We start from the raw sequence: 16,592 nt of genomic DNA, 5'->3' as shown, positions 1-16,592 counted from the left end.
TATGTTGACTCCGTAGTTATCAACTAAATATCTTAATATGGGTCTGGCTGTTAGTTTTAAATTATTAGTTAGTATTGGTCTGATTTTATTAGCTGTTTGTATTACATTTTCTTTACTAGTCGATATCATCATCCTCAGGCATTTTACCTCCTTGCTTAGTATAAAGATATTGAGCATAAGAACTTAGCTCCTTTTTAGATGCATTGTCTAACGATTTATAATTTCGTTGTAATGCAATTAAATCAGGATCAAATGAATCATCTAATCGAGAGCCGTCTTCTAATGTGGCTAAGTAGTCCGCGGAAATCCCTAATCCGCTACAAATTTTGAGAATATTATCTATAGATGCTCCGCCTACATTTTTAAGAATAGATAAAAGCGTCGTATAAGGCATGTCTATTGATGCCGCAAATCCTCTAATACTATCTATTTGTAGTATTCGTTCTTTTAAAAATTCTTCTCTTGTCATTGTTTTATACTCCTAACTAATTATCTTGTACCTAATTATATCATTATAAACACGATATTTCAATATATAAACACGATATTTCATATATAAATTAGCTTGCAAAGAATATTAAACAACCTTAAATTTGACATACACGATATTTCGTACTACAATTAAGCCATAAAGACACACGATATTTCGTGTGTATGTATAGGTATTTAAGTAGATAGAAACGAGGTGAGACGATGTATGTACCCAAATGTAAATGCAGAACTTGGCCGCCTAGGTTGGAGTAGGAAGGACTTATCTATTAAGATAGGAATGAGATATATGACACTGGTAGATAAATTAAACGGAAAATATCCTTTGCTACTTAGCGAGGCTATTAAAATTAAATCTGCACTCGGCGTAAGTGAGTCCTTAGATTATCTTTTTTTTAAAAAATAGTACGATATTTCGTATATTCGGTGGATAAAAATATGAATAAAGTAGTACTAGATGAAACTAAATTACGTAAAGCTATGAAAGATGCATTGTCATTTGATTTATTAGTAAAGCATACAAAACTGCGGGCAAGTACTATTGATAAAGCTCTCAGGGGGTACCCAATTAGATACGAATATGCACAACAAATTTGTATAGTACTTGGGATTCCTCCGGAGTATTTAATTCTAAATTAAAGGAGGTAAATATGATCACTAAAACAATTGCCGTTTGCCAGATGGCCACGGTATTGGGATGGACCATGACTGCGGTTCGGGAATGCATCGCAAGAGATAAATTCCCGTTTGCGCAGTGCTGGCAAACGGGAGGCAAAAAGGGCAGAACGTTTTCCATAGATAAGGACGGGTTCAGACACTACCTATCTAATACACTTGGATGGACAGACAGCAAAATCGATAAAGAGTTTAAGGAGGCACACATCGTATGAATGGGTTCTTAAAAGCGGCCGCACTGTTCATGATTATCGGATCTGTGGGAAGTATAGAGCTTGACCGTATTGGATTTATGCAAGCACTGTTCCAGATATTATGTGGCTTCATGGCCTGGATGGTATCTGAGTACAGAATTGAGGTTAGACGATTACGCCGTAAATTAATGCGCGACCGTCAGGTACAGAGCTATAGATTTTAAAGGTAGTACGTATGAGAACTCAGCGCTGTACGAGATGTAATAAGAGGCTAAAAGGCCCCTACCAGTATTGGAACTTTACGACAGGCGCACCGCGCGCCGTATGTAAAAAATGTAAAGAAATACATCAACCCGTAAAACAGAGGAGAATATTATGCCAAAAATAAACATTACAAAATCAGCAGTTCGTGACTTTGTCCGTAGTGAATATTTGAAAAGGTATGATCCTTTGAAAAAAGCACGAACAGAAGCTTTACGAAACGCCGTAGAAGCAAGCTCTCTATTTGTAAAATTTAAAGATTTATTATCTTCTGCGGAATCGGTTGCAAACGCGCTAGAAAAGGCAGGTTACGGTTCAACATTCAAACAAAGCCTTGTCTCTTGTGATGTGATGTTAAACCGTATGATAAGCAATTTGTGGACGGCGCGAATTGATAACCCAAAAGATGAGATTAAATTACTCTATACAATTGCAAAACCGTATGATGAAAAACTTGAAAAGTTAGAGAACGCTTATCAATCTGCGCGTCGTGTTATCGATGCCGCCCCTGGAGGTAAAGCGGCTGCCGATATTTTAAAATCGTCAGGGCTTGACTTTTATGAGTGGCAAAATACTGACAAGGGAACAACATTAGATTTAAGTGCACTGAAGGGCGGTGATTAAATTGCAAGACTGTACAACGTGTCCTGATGAATGCTTAGGCACAAAAAAAATGCCCTCACGCATGGCAATGTGTAAAGGGCCCATAGAAAAATATCCATTTAAAGTATATCACATAGTTAAACCGAAAGGAAACAAAACAATGATCGAGTTAAAAATCACAGTAGAAACCGCTAATGAATTAAATCAAGAAATCAAAGACCTATACCGAGCTATCGTAGGTTCTTCTATAGATAAAGCCGATGCTATCGACCGTGCAAAGGAAGAAGTTAAGGCTAAAAAGGCAAAAGCTATTACTAAAGTAGAAACCCCAGTCAAAGTTGAACCGGTTAAAGAAGAACCCGCGCCCGCAGTGGAACCTGAAAAAGAAGTTCCTAGCCTCGAGGCAACTCGTGAAGCAGTGAAAGATGTAATGGCAAAAGCCGCTGATAAAACGAAAGCAAAAGGCGAATTCAAAGCCTTCTTAGATAGCATCGGCGCCGAAAAGGTAACATCTGCTACCGATGAACAACGTATTCAAATTATGGAATGGGTGAATAGCCGTGACTAAGAAACACGCTTTACTAGGTGCATCAAGTAGCGCCAGATGGCTAGTATGTACTCCTTCAGCAAGATTAGAAGCGATGTTCCCTGATGAACAATCGCCCTATGCTGCGGAAGGTACGGTAGCACACGACCTAGCAGAATCCATCCTGCGCCATAAACTGGAGGGCAAAAAAACGCCTAAGCTAGATGACTACTCTACTGAAATGATAGAAGCCGTTAACCGATATGTTGACATCTGCGAAGAAAAGGTGAACGAGGCTCGTGCCCGTTCATCTGATGCGGAATCCATGATTGAAGCACGGCTCGACTTCTCTAGGTGGGTACCTGATGGCTTTGGTACGGGCGATATGGTAATCGTAGCGGACGGCATCCTGGAAGTGATTGACCTGAAGTACGGCAAGGGCGTTCCAGTGAGTGCCATTGAAAACACACAAATGAGGCTCTACGCGTTGGGTGCTTACGACATAAACGAGTTCCTGTATGACGTTAAATCGGTCCGCATGACCATCGTTCAGCCAAGACTGGACAGCGTATCTACCGATGAAATGGCGCTTGAGGAACTGCTTGATTGGGGTGAAGAAATCAAACCAATCGCACAGCGTGCCTTTCGTGGTGAGGGCGATTGTACGCCTTGTGATTACTGTAACTTTTGTAAAGCACGGCATACCTGCCGGGCATTAGCTGATACTTGCCTTACGGCTTTCTATAAAGACGGTGGCAAGTTAAATCAATTGCTAACTGATCAGGAAGTATCCGACATCCTAGCGATGAAGGATTTAATCACAAAATGGATTAAAGGTGTTTACGACTTTGCCTATGAGAAAGCCTTATCAGGTGAAAAGCAATGGCCTGGATACAAATTAGTAGAAGGTACATCAAGACGTACTATCACGGATCCGGATGCTGCAGCTAAAACGTTACTCGATAATGGCTACAAGGAAGAAGACATCTTTAAACCACGTGAACTTGAAGGTATCACGAATCTGCAAAAGGTTCTTGGTAAAAAGGGCGTCGCAGAATACTTAGAGGCGTATATCGACAAGCCCGAAGGCAAGCCTACACTTGTACCGGACAGCGATAAACGCCCCGCAATTAATACAGTTGAAACAATGATGAATGAATTTGATGGTGAGGTATAAACACAATGAGTAAAACAGTAACAGCGGTACTCGCGATTTCCGCGCTGGCTGTCAATGTAGCCGGCGCAACTAGCAATAATACAGTAGGTGGTACAAACAATACCATATCTACGAATTCTACTAGCTCCGCAGTATGGGGATTCCAAAATAATATCGACGCAAATAATGCGTTGGCATTTGGTACGAACAATACTGTATCCGGTGAAAACGGCTTTGCTGGTGGCAACGATGCCAAAGCAGCCGGCCGTAACTCTTTCGCCTTTGGTAGTCATGCCGAAAGCTTGGTGGAATACACCGTAGCTATTGGCAACCAGGCTAGAACTGCGTCCTATGATAGCGTTGCTATCGGTAATGGTGCGTTCGTATCAGGTGAAAGCTCTGTGGCCTTCGGTCGTTCCAACAATGTGACTGGTGAAAACTCTGTCGCAGTTGGTGCTAACAATGGCACGGTATCCGGTGGACAGTCCGCTGTAATAGGGTACAACAATACGATTGGTGCAGATAAGGAACAATTGGTATTTGGTTCTAATTCTGAAAGCAACGGCCAAGGTGCCTTAGTATTCGGCACGCATGCTAAATCCTTAGCAACTGACGCCGTTGCCTTTGGGAATAATACAATTGCAGATCGTGCCAACTCTGTGGCCATCGGCACCAACGCGGTGACCGATGATGCGGTAGGGGTTGACGGTGTAGACCTAAATGGTACTCGCCATATCTTTGCCGGCGAGCAACCTGGCGCCGTAGTTTCCTTTGGCTCCAAAGCTCGCACAGGTGCAGGTGGCGTGGCTCAATATAACCGTCAACTCCAAAACGTGAGTGCGGGTAGAGTGGAAGCTGACAGTTTGGACGCGGTTAACGGAAGTCAACTCTTTGCAGCTTATGATGAGATTAATACATTAGGTGCAAAGGTGCGTACTAATACATCTGATATCAGCACACTTCAAGGCACATCGGCTAACCACGAAGGCCGAATTACGGCGCTTGAACTACGCACCTATAACATGGCCGGTGAAATTAACAATCGTATTAATGCAACTGAACAACGCATTAATAAATTGGGTGCATCTAGTGCAGCATTAGCTGGGCTCCATCCTTTGGAGTTCAACAGAAATGATAAGGTCAGCTACTCGATTTCTTACGGTTATTATCGCAATAGCAACGCCGTAGCGCTTGGGGTGTTCGCTAGACCTAATGAGCGTATCATGTTAGGCTTCGGAGCTACGTTAGGCGCTGAGAATCAATACAATGTAAGCGTTTCTTTTAAAACAGGAAGGGGCGCGGACTACGTAGCAGAAGCAAGGGATGCACAAAGCCGTATCTCTAAGCTAGAAGCATTAGTAGCGAAGCTAATGGCGGAGGTTGAAAAATGACTTCCGTACGAGCTATCGCTATAGAGCTTCATGAACGGGGGCATTACCTCGACGAGCTTTACCAAATTACTATTGCCTACGCCACTAGCTTATACACGCGATATTGTACGGTAGATGCTAGATGCGACGCGATAGAACTTAGATATCAAACGGAAGAAGAGGAGTTAGACCCATATGAGTATCCTTGGTTAGAGGATGAGGAGTGGGACCGACTCGATGATGAACGTTCTGATATCGAAAATGAATTAGATGAATTGTTTAATACAGTAATAGGGTTTGATTATGAACATGACCCATTTAAGAAATAAGGAGACAGTAACATGGCTAAATTAACAACTGGTGTAGTAAGACTTTCTTATGCAAATATCGCTTCCCCTCGTAAAAATGATGATGGCAAAGCAAAATACAGCTCTCAAATCATTATCGATAAAACAGATAAGAAGACTATCAAAGCTTTCGAACGTGCGATTGAAGAACTTAAAGCGGATCCGAAAGCAGTTGCTAAGGTAGAAGGCAAAGCTGCATACCTAAAATTGAACTTACGTGATGGCGATACCGATGAAGCGGTAGTCGACCAACCGGAAACATATGCTGGCAAATACTTCATTAACGCTAACAGCGATAAGCAACCTATCGTATTTACTCGCGACAAAATCAAAATGGATGACTTCGACATCGAAGAAGAAATCTACTCTGGTGTATACGCGCAAGTTGCACTCTCTGTTTTTGCCTACAACTTCAACGGTAAGAAGGGTGTAGGCTTTGGTCTAAACGGCATCCGTAAAGTCAAAGATGGCGAACGCCTTGGCGGTGTACATGTATCCGCTAATGACTTCGGCGACGATGATTTAGGCGACCTAGACGATGACGACGATTTAATCTAAGGAGGCAATTATGGAGCTCAGTATTGATGTGGAAACCTATTGCGCCTGCCCTATTAAATATGGGGCGCAGCGATACGTTGACGATACAACATTTGAAATACTGCTCTTTGCCTATAGCTTTGATAACGAACCAGTCGAAGTAATTGATATGACAAAGCGCCCACTACCCGAAAGGGTAGTGGACGCTTTGTATAATAAGGAAATTACAAAGACGGCGTTCAATGCAGCGTTTGAAATGCTATGCCTAAAAAAGTACTTCCCTGATGCGGACTACACGAACTGGGAATGTACCTCTGTGCTAGCGTTATACTGCAGTTTACCGGCGAGCCTCGATAATGTGTCCAAGGCTTTACGATTAGGAGAAGCCAAGGATTCAAGGGGTAAACGATTGATTCAATTCTTTTCTGTTCCACGTAAGCCTACTAAGACGAATCCCAAAACACGGAATATGCCGGAGGATGCGCCCGACAAATGGGCTGAATTTATTGAATACAACCGGCAGGACGTAGTGGTTGAAAAGGCCATTCGTAAACGACTGCTTTCATTGAAACCGCCTGCCATTGAACATGAGTATTGGCTACTAGATCAAGATATCAATTGGAGAGGCGTAAAGGTAGATATGGACCTCGTCGACGCTGCCCTTCAATGTAATGATGAAATAGTAGAAAAGGCCACCGCATCATCGGAACGGCTAACAGGGCTAGATAATCCCAATAGTACATTGCAGCTTAAGGATTGGATATCTGATCGGCTTGGCTATGAAGTCGAGACGATGCGAAAAGATGACGTGTCAAATCTACTGTCACAAGATATTCCTTCCAATGTGCGTACTGTCCTAAAGAACAGGCAAGTTCTAGGCAACTCTTCAATTAAAAAGTACTTGGCCATGAAAAATGCAGTATGTTCCGATGGACGTATCCATGGCATGCTTCAGTTTTACGGAGCCATGAGAAGCGGACGATGGGCGGGGCGTGTAGTACAACTACAGAACCTCCCGCGTAACTACCTAGAAGATTTAGATACAGCTCGGGACGTTCTTAAAAGTAGAGATGTAGAATTGCTAGACCTACTTTATGGAAACCCTGGTGATGTGATCAAGCAGCTCATTCGTACGGCTCTCGTAGCAGAGGAAGGCCACCGCTTTATAGTAGCTGATTTCAGTGCTATTGAAGCACGTGTTATCGCCTGGCTCGCTCATGAGCAGTGGCGACAGGATGTATTCGCGCAAGGTGGCGACATCTACTGCGCATCCGCGTCTAGTATGTTCCACGTTCCTGTTGTAAAGCACGGCGTAAATGGGCATCTTCGACAAAAGGGTAAGGTTGCCGAATTGGCGCTTGGCTATGGTGGTGGCGTAGGTGCCATGAAATCTATGGACTCAAAAGGGGAAATTCCTGAATCAGAACTTCCCGGTATCATCGAAGCATGGAGAAGGGCCAGTCCACGAATTACGAGATTTTGGAAAGATGCGGATACCGCAGCCAAGAAAGTCGTCAAGACTGGCGAACCTGTACGAATTAGGCAAGGTAATATTCGATTCTTTAAATCGAAAGGGTTTATGTTTATCGAATTACCCTCCGGACGTAGACTTGCTTATGCAAGACCTAGAATAGGGCTCAACCGATTCGGCAGTGAATCGATTGAGTATGACGGTATGGATCAGGTTAAGAATACATGGGGCAGGGTCGAAACCTACGGCGGAAAGCTCGTCGAAAACATTGTACAAGCCGTTGCAAGAGATTGCTTGGCCGCATCAATGCTAAGACTGGCAAAAGCAGGGTACAAGATCGTAGCCCATATCCACGATGAAGTGGTTATCGAAGCACCTATAGGTGAAGGTAGTTTAGATGAAGTCATAGACATTATGTGTAAACCTGAGCCCTGGAATGAGGGCCTCATATTAAATGCAGCGGGATTTGAAAACCCGTATTATATGAAAGACTAGGAGGAAGTCATTATGATTAACAAAGAACAAATTAAACAACAACGCGAAGCCATTGATAGCTTATACGAACTAGTAAAAAACGCACCTGCTAGCGAACGTAAAGACGCAGCTATGGCGTACTGCGAAGGCTGTATCGCTGCTTGTGATTTGGGTCTTAAAGTACTCAATGGTAAAAAAGCAGAGCCCGCAAAGACTGAAGAAACGCCAACCGTAGATGACGCTCCTAAAGTAGAAGAGCAACCCGTTGAAAAATCTAAGCGTAAACGCACTACTAAAAAGAAAGCCCCGGTAGAGGAAGTTCTTCCAGTTGAAGATGTCCCAGTAGTTGATGAAGAAGACGATTTAGACGATTTGTTATAAGAAAGAGGTTAGCGCCTTATGAAGGTATTATTTAGTTTGTCAGTCAAAAAGCTGTATGACCTAGTACGGCGCAAGCAAGTGAACTCTTGGTCACCTGCTGTACATTACCACGTAGATTGCGGGCAATCCTTTGCCTGCTTGTGGCCTTCCGTGTCATCTGGTATGGGCAAAATTGTAGACCCTTATATGTCAAATGAGTTTTATTGCCCACAATGCGGAGAACTCATTCACACAAACGATGATTGTGTTGCTGAGGTTTCGAGTAATGATAATATTCCGCTTGATATTGAACTTTCAATCATCGATAGGGGATCAATATTAGACGTTAAATTCGACTACCACACAGTGTATGTCGATAATGATATGCAGTCGATTTACCCCGGATACAAACCGCATCTTATCGACATATTGCGTTTTGATTTTAAACAAGGAAAAGTATTCCTGGTTCAAAAGAAACGCACTCGTGCCGATATAGTATCTGAAATCGAGCCTAATATATCGTGCTTCTACTCAAAGTCATTACCCTTACGATGGCTTGTAACAACTCCAAATTGTCGATTAGCGGAGCATAAAAACGAGTTAAAGACTTTTGCCAAAGTGCTAAAGGAAGCCTATTTTACTAAGTTATCTAAAAAAGTAGGTTACAAAGTTAAGGTAATTAGACAGGGTGTTTTATTATCGGCCAAATATGGGGCGATTGATAACTTACTACACAACCTAATTTGGAAAATGCATGCACCAGATGCGCCTGCTCTAAACGATGTATTAGTTAAAGACTATGACACCTATTTTAGACCATTCGGATCTGACAAGGTGGGCACTTTAAGTATTACTGAGTTAACAAGCACCGGTACACCATTTATTAAAGCTCTAATACAGCTTTATGAATTACCAGATAAGCGCTGGGTTCGAAGATTACTGTCAATACGTCCTTTCTTTTATGTGAAAGTAATTAAGACGGCCAGCAAGATATTCAAAAGCATGGATTATCAAAAGGCCTTTACAGACCTCGTAGCAGAGGAAGGTGGGGGGACAGGATATATTCAATCGTGGCCAATATGGAATAGCGAACAGGCCTTGCTTATGTTTACAAAGTTCCTATCCATCATGAGGCACCAATACGGTGAGCGGCGTACTCTATTGTTCATTAAAAACGCCGATTCTTATTCCGAAATTAAAGATACATCTGATATGTATCTTAGATTATCAAGAAGCAAAAAGAAAGAAGTTTGGGCTAGACGAATTCAAATTAAAGACCTGCATGACGAGATTGTGTGCTTATCTAAATTTGAAGAAGCCGAAAACTTGCCAGTGCAACAGAGCTTACGTCATAAAAAATTAGCTGATTCAGTTGAAGGGCTTACTTTCAACGTGATCAAATCAACGCACGGCATCATCCGATTAGGTGTGCAATTGAATAATTGTGTTGGTACTTATGTCGATAAGGTAAAAGCTGGAACGTGTGCCATCGTAGGTGTCTATAAAAGCGACAAGCCGGTAGCATGTATTGAAGTTAATCCTAACAAGGATACAGATAACTTCGTTGAAATACATCAGGCCAAGTTAAAAAATAACAGATGCGTTAGCGATAACCACGATGTCAATTATGCTGTGTGCCAATGGGTTAAAAAGCATAAATTACAAGTACCGCAATTTATAAGAGACATCCAATTTGCGAAGGGAGGAGCGATGTAATATGGATACAAATATCATCATAGCTACGGGCAGAAATCGCTCCGCCCGTAGCTGGAAGTCTCAAAAAATGACTTGGAGTGCGTTGGCCAACAAATTATCCACGCCAACAGTCACTAACGAAACGGCTGCTGAATACGTCAAAATGCCTAAGGACGAAAAGGGCCGGAGGAAAGATGTGGGCGGTTTCGTAGGTGGCTATATTCCCAATAATGGTAGACGAGTTAGAGGGGAAGTCAAAGAAAGATATTTGATTACTCTTGATGCGGATTCACCTAGTGAGGATTTCATTTCAAACCTTGATTTGGAACTAGGTGATATGGAATACGTGCTATACAGTACGCACAGCCATACCCCTGATAATCCACGATACCGCGTCATCATTCCGACCGATAGAGTGATGTCTCCTGATGAGTACCAAGCAGTCTCGAGACGTATCGCCGATGATATTGGTATTGAATCTTTCGATTCATCAACGCACCAGGCGGAGCGCCTGATGTATTGGCCAAGTTGCCCTAAAGATGTTAAATATGTATACCAACATAATGAAGGCAAGCTAATTTCAGTCGATACGTATTTAAGTACATACAGGGACTGGCGTGATACGAGCCTTTGGCCAACATCAAGTAAAGAATCTCAAATCAGACTTGATGCGGCGAAAAAGCAAGGTAACCCATTAGAGAAAAAGGGCCTACTGGGTGCCTTTTGTAGATGCTACAGTATCACGGATGCGATACATAAGTTTCTCCCTGAAGTCTATGCACCAACGCAGCACGAAGACCGTTACACGTATACAGAAGGCAGCTCAGTAGCTGGTCTTGTCATTTACGATAATGATACGTTTGCATACTCGAATCATGCAACTGACCCTATCAGTGGTAAGCTCGTCAATGCGTTTGACCTAGTACGAATCCACTTATTTGGTGCCGAAGATACCGACGCGGATCCACGCACCAAAGTAACAGACCTTCCGAGCTATAAGGCAATGCTTGATTTTGTTAATGAAGACGGCGCCGCCCCCGTACTGCTCGATAAGGAACGCATGGCGGATATGGAGTTTGAGGATATCACGGACGAGGAGGAAGACTTCCTTGAAAAGCTCAAACGTGACCGCCGTGGTACACCTGAATCAGATGTATTCAACTGCTTAATCGTTCTTAAATACGACCCCGCGTTAAAAGGTAAAATCCGCCTTGACGAATTCGCGCACCGCTTAGTCGTCATTGATGATTTACCATGGCGTGGTAAGGACGAAACCCCGTACTGGACTGATACAGATGATGCGTGCCTACGTAATTACTTCGCTACGAAATACCTAATAAAAGGTAAAGGTATTATCGACGATGCCTTACAGGAAGTAACACAAGCCAACAAATTCCATCCTGTGCGTGAGTACCTAATGGGACTAACCTGGGACGGTACTTGTAGAGTTGATACTCTCTTTATCGATTATATCGGTGCTGAAGATACCGATTATATTAGAGCCGTTACTCGTAAATGGATGTGCGGTGCTGTAGCACGTGTCACGGTGCCCGGTATCAAGTTCGATACGGCTATCGTATTATACGGCTCTCAAGGTCTCGGTAAATCGTTAATCTTAGAACGCTTAGGCCGTAAATGGTTCAATAATTCATTGGTTGATATTAAGACCAAAGATGCCCTTGAACAAATCCAGGGTTCTTGGATTAACGAGCTCGCGGAACTGGCACCTACCTACAAGAACGATAACGAAATTGTAAAAGCTTTTATCAGCCGTACCTCTGACCGGTTCAGGTCACCCTATGGCAGGCGCACCGAAGAGTACCCTCGCCAGTGTGTGTTCGCAGGTTCCACCAATAATCTTATGTTCTTAAAGGATAGAACCGGTAACCGCCGATTCTGGCCAATCACAGGCGACAAAGATCGTAAGACGAAAAACGCCTGGGACATAACGCAAGATGACATCGACCAATTATGGGCAGAAGCTTACTATTACTGGGCTAATGGTGAATCCTTAGTCCTTGAAGGTGAACTCGAAGAAGAAGCCCTTAGAATTCAATTATCACACACCGAAGGTGGTGAACTCGTAGGTCTCATTGAAGAATACCTTGATATGTTATTACCTGAGAACTGGGAGTCGCTAGATATCTTTGATAGACGCGATTATATCAGGAATTATGGCGATGACGATCATTGTGGCTCAGTGCAGCGGGAACGGGTGTGCGCCCTTGAGATATGGTGCGAAGTGATGGAGGGGGACAGGAAGAACCTGCAGAAAGCGAAGGCCGGAGAAATCATTGATATCTTGCAATCCATAAAAGGGTGGAGCCCTTATTCAAAGAGCGTTGGTAAAATGCGATTTGGAAAGATGTATGGCGTGCAAAGAGCGTTTATAAGGGAGGACAGTACACTCCAAAATAAGGCAAAAATGATAGTTAAAAATCGTAAATAATCGTGTTGCCGATTTTTGTTGCCGATTAGCTAATTTTTAAGTATCGAAATACATCGAAATAGTTTTTATACAAGCCTATACATCGATATGTTTTGATATAGCGAAAATAATCGGCAACGGCAACACGTGTGGCAACAAAATCGGCAACACGTGTTGTGTAGTTGTTGTCTATCTTAATTGCAATTTGTTGCCGATGTTTTCTATTATTTACTATTAATTAAAAATAATAAATATATGAATAAGTGCTTGTATACGTATACACGCAAAAAACGCAAATACGCGTATATATATATGTGAGAAAAAAAAACAAAACATCGGCAACACAACCCCGATGAAGCCAGATTTTATATAGGCTGCGGCCTGTTGCCGATTATTTATTGAGAATGGAGTGAGAGAATGGAAAAAGACATCGAGCGTTGGTTGGGAAATCAACTCAAAAATCTGGGGTGCATATATATGAAATTCGTATCACCAGGAAATGATGGGGTGCCGGATCGGATTGTAATCTTACCGGGTGGCCTAGTCGTGTTCGCTGAACTAAAAGACGAGAAAGGGCGATTAAGGCCTAATCAACGCGTGCAGATAGAACGGATGCGAAAGCTGGGTGCCAGCGTTTCCGTAGTTACTGGTAAATTAGGGGCTACATTGTTTGTTGATGATATAAGAAGGGCGATTCATGAACTTTCATCCACACGATTATCAAAAGATAGCAATTCAAAGAATCATTGACCATACACATTATGGGCTGTTACTTGATATGGGCTTAGGCAAGACAATTTCTACACTAATCGCTATCGAGCAGCTAATGTATGACCAATTCGATATTAAAAAAGTGCTTCTTATCGCACCTAAAAAAGTAGCAGAATCGACTTGGGTGCAAGAGGCTAACAAATGGAATGAAACAAGCTATTTGAAAATAGCATCTGTGCTAGGTCCTGAAAAGGACCGCATCAAAGCACTTGAAAGTGATTCTGATATCTATGTGATGAATCGTGAGAACGTGCAATGGTTGTATGACTATTATTTTGAACAACCAAAGCGGAAATTTCCCTTTGATATGCTTGTTATTGATGAAAGTTCATCGTTTAAGAATCCACAGGCTAAACGATTTAAGGCGCTACGTAAAATGAGGCCTTTCTTCAAACGAGTAGTCATTTTAACTGGTACACCGGCACCGAATACGTTAATGGATGTATGGGCGCAAATGTATTTGTTAGATGGTGGTGAACGACTAGGTAAAACCCTTACTGAGTATCGATTACGATATTTTACCCCTGATAAAACAAACGGGCATATCGTCTACAGCTACCGTCTACTACCAGGAGGAGATAAAGCTATATACGGTAAGATGCAAGATATCTGTATGAGCTTAAAAGCAAAGGATTACCTAAATCTTCCGGAACGTATTGAAAACGTAATCACGGTAGAAATGAGTCCCGAGGAATATGGGCTATATAGAATAATGGAGTACACTCACGTATTGAGCCTAATAGATTCAGACGACGTGAGCGCTTTGAATTCGGCAGCACTGACAAGTAAGCTATTACAACTCGCAAATGGATCCATTTATACCGACGACGGCGAAACTATTATTGTCCATAATGAGAAGGTCGAGCGGTTAAAAGAATTGGTAGAAACAAATGAGGGTAAACCGATGTTAGTATTCTACAATTTCAAACATGACCTGCAAGCGATTAAAGAGGCCTTTCCAAAAGCTGTCGAATTAAAGACCGATGACGATGTGGCCGAGTGGAACAAAGGTAACATTCAAATGTTATTGGCACACCCCGCATCGGCTGGATACGGACTAAACATTCAAGCTGGTGGCAACATCATTGTCTGGTATGGATTAACGTGGAGCTTGGAGCAATATCAGCAAGCTAATGCAAGGCTACACAGGCAAGGCCAAACGCAACCGGTTATTATCCATCATCTAGTAACAAAAGGAACGATGGACGAGCAAGTGATGAAAGCATTAGAGCGGAAGGAAGTAGGGCAAGATGCCCTACTCGAAGCTATCAAATATCGTAAAGAGTTGTATAAGGAGTAAGTTATGCAAAAAAAATGTAGAAAGTGCGGTACAAAGTTTACGGTGAAGACTTCGGAAGATTATTGTCCGGAGTGCATGGAAGTTATGACGCCTCCGCCAGCAGGCACTAAATTAGAAGTTAGGGAATGCGAAGGCTGCGGAGAGCCGTTTGAATATTTTAGAAAGCCACAGGGCCGACCGCGTAAATATTGCCCTGATTGTGCAATTAAATTCTGTCATAAATCCAAGAAGGAAGTTGAGGAGGAAGCAAAAATGACTACAGTAGACAGTAACAAGACAGAAGATAGACAGAAGATAGACAGTAAAGAGACAGAAGATATACAGAAGGAAGACAGTAAAAAGTTAACTGTTTATGTACCAACTGTTGAAGATAAGGATAAACTGTATGGCAATATTAAGCACGATGCCGTAAACCATCCATCGCATTATACAAGAGGTAAGATTGAGGTGATTGATTTTATCGAAGATCAACAACTGCCGTATCATCTTGGTAATGTCATCAAGTACATCGCACGCGCAGGGTACAAGGGTGATAAACTCGAAGACCTAAAAAAAGCAAGGTGGTATTTGGATAGATATATCAATGAGGTGATGGGGAATGGAACACTTTAAACAAGGTGATTGCGTATTAGTATCAAATGACAATAAGCATTGGTATCACAGGCATTTCTATCGTATTGATGTTATGTGGGGCGGTACAGGTAACGCGCTTGTGTATGCTGAAGGTAAAAGTCCATGGACGGTGAGCCGTAAGCACGAGGACCAGTATAAGCTATACGAGATATGGAGATATTGCAAGGGGGCGGAAGAGTGACCGATAAAGAGTACATGCAACAAATATTACGAATTGATGACCGCATAGATTCAATTAAGCGTGATATTGAGGCACAGATAGAACGTAAGGCGGACACGTTGTCCGCCACGGACTACAGCAAGGATAGGGTATCGGGCGGGCATTGCGGCGATTTATCCGGTATAGTAGCTGGTATCGAGCAATGTGTTGAATTGCAACGAAAGGAAATAGAACGGTTAAAAGCCATTAAAGCAGAAGTACGAAGCGTGATTAGTCAAGTGCGTCCAAACGAATTGGCTATGCTACTAACAGAACGATACGCGCAAGGTAAAAACTGGAAGGAAGTAGCGGATATTTTAGGCTACAGCGAAGCTAGGGTGCGAGGAGAATTACACGACCGGGCACTAACTGAAGTAGGGTTCATTCGTTCTATGATGTAAAAGTCGATACATCTCAGTACAAAACAGTACAAAACAGTACATCGACATGTGGTATACTGTAGGTGTGAAAGTTGGGAAACTTCACAGGAAGTGAATAAGGAAAGGACGCCAGATGTACTTGGCGTCCTTTTGTATTATGCAGGTTTAATCAATATCATCATAGGGGGTACCTGTTCGTAATGCAAATGTAATCCTTTCAAATAACAAACTATACCAAAATAAATTCGCGACACCTATGAGATGTTTTCGTACAAAATAGAATAGCCTTGTTTAACTACAACCAATACACAATGTAAGAGATTTCCTTGACTACATAACTATATCAAATCACTACTCCTATGATGATAGTGATTAAGCCTACAAATAGAATCTAACTGCCAATAGAAAGGAGAGAATAGTATGACAGATATTACTTGCCATATTAAAGATTGTTTACATAACAAACGTAATAAGTGTACTGCTAATGCTATTGTCCTTGGCAGTAAAGGTAATTGCAAAGCTAAAGCCTTTGCTAAAGATATGATGAAACATTCACGCAAACAGCACTGGCGAGGGGGCATGTATGGGGGCTAGGGCCTCAGCCCCAATAGGGGGCCATAAAGGTACTCCAAACAAAAAATATTTTCCGTGGGTCATCCGAACCCCGCGAAATAGCTAGTTAGTTATTTTTCCGAACTGCTGTTCGGCTTCAAAAACGGTCAA

The 16,592-nt window shown here is 42.3% G+C and carries 20 protein-coding genes; 19 read left to right on the top strand and 1 reads right to left on the bottom strand.

Annotated elements, in window-relative coordinates; genetic code table 11:
• Positions 1-115: 115 nt before the first annotated feature.
• Positions 116-469 (bottom strand): transcriptional regulator, encoded by a 354-nt coding sequence (locus tag RYP29_RS02715; RefSeq protein WP_052076847.1) that lies wholly within the window; start codon positions 467-469, stop codon positions 116-118.
• A gap of 458 nt (positions 470-927) precedes the next feature.
• Here RYP29_RS02715 and RYP29_RS02710 point away from each other — a divergent pair, with 458 nt between their 5' ends.
• The 19 genes from RYP29_RS02710 to RYP29_RS02620 all read left to right on the top strand — a co-directional run bounded on the left by RYP29_RS02710 (position 928) and on the right by RYP29_RS02620 (position 16,463).
• Positions 928-1,128, top strand: coding sequence for a hypothetical protein (locus RYP29_RS02710; RefSeq protein WP_311532108.1), 201 nt, complete (start codon positions 928-930; stop codon positions 1,126-1,128).
• A 65-nt stretch (positions 1,129-1,193) separates the two neighbouring features.
• Positions 1,194-1,379, top strand: coding sequence for a hypothetical protein (locus tag RYP29_RS02705; RefSeq protein WP_311532106.1), 186 nt, complete (start codon positions 1,194-1,196; stop codon positions 1,377-1,379).
• A complete protein-coding gene (locus tag RYP29_RS02700; protein WP_311532105.1) occupies positions 1,376-1,582 on the top strand; it encodes a hypothetical protein in 207 nt (68 codons plus the stop codon). Before RYP29_RS02705 ends, RYP29_RS02700 begins: the two co-directional genes overlap by 4 nt.
• A 151-nt stretch (positions 1,583-1,733) precedes the next feature.
• Positions 1,734-2,243: a hypothetical protein gene (locus RYP29_RS02695; RefSeq protein WP_311532104.1), complete on the top strand. Its 510-nt coding sequence runs from the start codon at positions 1,734-1,736 to the stop codon at positions 2,241-2,243.
• 139 nt (positions 2,244-2,382) lie between these two features.
• Positions 2,383-2,790: a hypothetical protein gene (locus tag RYP29_RS02690; protein WP_311532102.1), complete on the top strand. Its 408-nt coding sequence runs from the start codon at positions 2,383-2,385 to the stop codon at positions 2,788-2,790.
• Positions 2,783-3,925, top strand: a complete 1,143-nt coding sequence (locus RYP29_RS02685; RefSeq protein ID WP_311532100.1) for a DUF2800 domain-containing protein — start codon at positions 2,783-2,785, stop codon at positions 3,923-3,925. The genes RYP29_RS02690 and RYP29_RS02685 overlap by 8 nt, the downstream gene beginning before the upstream one ends.
• Positions 3,926-3,930: 5 nt before the next feature.
• Entirely contained in the window at positions 3,931-5,295 is a 1,365-nt protein-coding gene (locus RYP29_RS02680) for a YadA-like family protein (RefSeq protein WP_311532099.1), read from the top strand.
• Positions 5,292-5,603: a hypothetical protein gene (locus RYP29_RS02675; RefSeq protein WP_156717719.1), complete on the top strand. Its 312-nt coding sequence runs from the start codon at positions 5,292-5,294 to the stop codon at positions 5,601-5,603. The genes RYP29_RS02680 and RYP29_RS02675 overlap by 4 nt, the downstream gene beginning before the upstream one ends.
• Before the next feature lie 12 nt (positions 5,604-5,615).
• Positions 5,616-6,179: a DUF2815 family protein gene (locus RYP29_RS02670; protein WP_302744284.1), complete on the top strand. Its 564-nt coding sequence runs from the start codon at positions 5,616-5,618 to the stop codon at positions 6,177-6,179.
• Positions 6,180-6,357: 178 nt separating this feature from the next.
• The gene (locus RYP29_RS02665) at positions 6,358-8,124 is read left to right on the top strand and encodes a DNA polymerase (protein WP_311532096.1); all 1,767 of its coding nucleotides are present in this window, start codon (positions 6,358-6,360) and stop codon (positions 8,122-8,124) included.
• 12 nt (positions 8,125-8,136) lie between these two features.
• Complete coding sequence (locus RYP29_RS02660) at positions 8,137-8,484, top strand: hypothetical protein (RefSeq protein ID WP_311532094.1); 348 nt, start codon at positions 8,137-8,139, stop codon at positions 8,482-8,484.
• Between the two features lie 18 nt (positions 8,485-8,502).
• Entirely contained in the window at positions 8,503-10,179 is a 1,677-nt protein-coding gene (locus tag RYP29_RS02655; RefSeq protein ID WP_311532093.1) for a PcfJ domain-containing protein, read from the top strand.
• Between the two features lie 493 nt (positions 10,180-10,672).
• A complete protein-coding gene (locus RYP29_RS02650; protein WP_314985596.1) occupies positions 10,673-12,607 on the top strand; it encodes a virulence-associated E family protein in 1,935 nt (644 codons plus the stop codon).
• 456 nt (positions 12,608-13,063) lie between these two features.
• Positions 13,064-13,336 (top strand): VRR-NUC domain-containing protein, encoded by a 273-nt coding sequence (locus tag RYP29_RS02645; RefSeq protein WP_311532089.1) that lies wholly within the window; start codon positions 13,064-13,066, stop codon positions 13,334-13,336.
• Positions 13,284-14,657, top strand: a complete 1,374-nt coding sequence (locus RYP29_RS02640) for a DEAD/DEAH box helicase (protein ID WP_311532087.1) — start codon at positions 13,284-13,286, stop codon at positions 14,655-14,657. The genes RYP29_RS02645 and RYP29_RS02640 overlap by 53 nt, the downstream gene beginning before the upstream one ends.
• Positions 14,658-14,660: 3 nt before the next feature.
• Complete coding sequence (locus RYP29_RS02635; RefSeq protein WP_311532085.1) at positions 14,661-15,269, top strand: DUF3310 domain-containing protein; 609 nt, start codon at positions 14,661-14,663, stop codon at positions 15,267-15,269.
• Positions 15,256-15,471, top strand: coding sequence for a hypothetical protein (locus tag RYP29_RS02630; RefSeq protein ID WP_311532083.1), 216 nt, complete (start codon positions 15,256-15,258; stop codon positions 15,469-15,471). Before RYP29_RS02635 ends, RYP29_RS02630 begins: the two co-directional genes overlap by 14 nt.
• Positions 15,468-15,890 carry a hypothetical protein gene (locus RYP29_RS02625; protein ID WP_311532081.1) on the top strand — a complete coding sequence of 141 codons (423 nt, stop codon included), beginning with the start codon at positions 15,468-15,470 and terminating at the stop codon, positions 15,888-15,890. Before RYP29_RS02630 ends, RYP29_RS02625 begins: the two co-directional genes overlap by 4 nt.
• Positions 15,891-16,289: 399 nt before the next feature.
• Positions 16,290-16,463, top strand: a complete 174-nt coding sequence (locus RYP29_RS02620; protein ID WP_119982594.1) for a DUF1540 domain-containing protein — start codon at positions 16,290-16,292, stop codon at positions 16,461-16,463.
• Positions 16,464-16,592 lie beyond the last annotated feature (129 nt).

The organism is uncultured Veillonella sp., assembly GCF_963534045.1.
Taxonomy (GTDB): domain Bacteria; phylum Bacillota; class Negativicutes; order Veillonellales; family Veillonellaceae; genus Veillonella.
This window is presented reverse-complemented; position numbering and strand designations above follow the sequence as displayed.

What these genes read in the sequence shown, in the direction of transcription:
- RYP29_RS02715 (WP_052076847.1), bottom strand. Translation starts at nt 469, where the DNA reads ATGACAAGAGAAGAATTTTTAAAAGAACGAATACTACAAATAGATAGT.
- RYP29_RS02710 (WP_311532108.1), top strand. Translation starts at nt 928, where the DNA reads ATGAATAAAGTAGTACTAGATGAAACTAAATTACGTAAAGCTATGAAA.
- RYP29_RS02705 (WP_311532106.1), top strand. Translation starts at nt 1,194, where the DNA reads ATGACTGCGGTTCGGGAATGCATCGCAAGAGATAAATTCCCGTTTGCG.
- RYP29_RS02700 (WP_311532105.1), top strand. Translation starts at nt 1,376, where the DNA reads ATGAATGGGTTCTTAAAAGCGGCCGCACTGTTCATGATTATCGGATCT.
- RYP29_RS02695 (WP_311532104.1), top strand. Translation starts at nt 1,734, where the DNA reads ATGCCAAAAATAAACATTACAAAATCAGCAGTTCGTGACTTTGTCCGT.
- RYP29_RS02690 (WP_311532102.1), top strand. Translation starts at nt 2,383, where the DNA reads ATGATCGAGTTAAAAATCACAGTAGAAACCGCTAATGAATTAAATCAA.
- RYP29_RS02680 (WP_311532099.1), top strand. Translation starts at nt 3,931, where the DNA reads ATGAGTAAAACAGTAACAGCGGTACTCGCGATTTCCGCGCTGGCTGTC.
- RYP29_RS02675 (WP_156717719.1), top strand. Translation starts at nt 5,292, where the DNA reads ATGACTTCCGTACGAGCTATCGCTATAGAGCTTCATGAACGGGGGCAT.
- RYP29_RS02670 (WP_302744284.1), top strand. Translation starts at nt 5,616, where the DNA reads ATGGCTAAATTAACAACTGGTGTAGTAAGACTTTCTTATGCAAATATC.
- RYP29_RS02660 (WP_311532094.1), top strand. Translation starts at nt 8,137, where the DNA reads ATGATTAACAAAGAACAAATTAAACAACAACGCGAAGCCATTGATAGC.
- RYP29_RS02655 (WP_311532093.1), top strand. Translation starts at nt 8,503, where the DNA reads ATGAAGGTATTATTTAGTTTGTCAGTCAAAAAGCTGTATGACCTAGTA.
- RYP29_RS02650 (WP_314985596.1), top strand. Translation starts at nt 10,673, where the DNA reads ATGTATTGGCCAAGTTGCCCTAAAGATGTTAAATATGTATACCAACAT.
- RYP29_RS02645 (WP_311532089.1), top strand. Translation starts at nt 13,064, where the DNA reads ATGAAATTCGTATCACCAGGAAATGATGGGGTGCCGGATCGGATTGTA.
- RYP29_RS02640 (WP_311532087.1), top strand. Translation starts at nt 13,284, where the DNA reads ATGAACTTTCATCCACACGATTATCAAAAGATAGCAATTCAAAGAATC.
- RYP29_RS02635 (WP_311532085.1), top strand. Translation starts at nt 14,661, where the DNA reads ATGCAAAAAAAATGTAGAAAGTGCGGTACAAAGTTTACGGTGAAGACT.
- RYP29_RS02630 (WP_311532083.1), top strand. Translation starts at nt 15,256, where the DNA reads ATGGAACACTTTAAACAAGGTGATTGCGTATTAGTATCAAATGACAAT.
- RYP29_RS02620 (WP_119982594.1), top strand. Translation starts at nt 16,290, where the DNA reads ATGACAGATATTACTTGCCATATTAAAGATTGTTTACATAACAAACGT.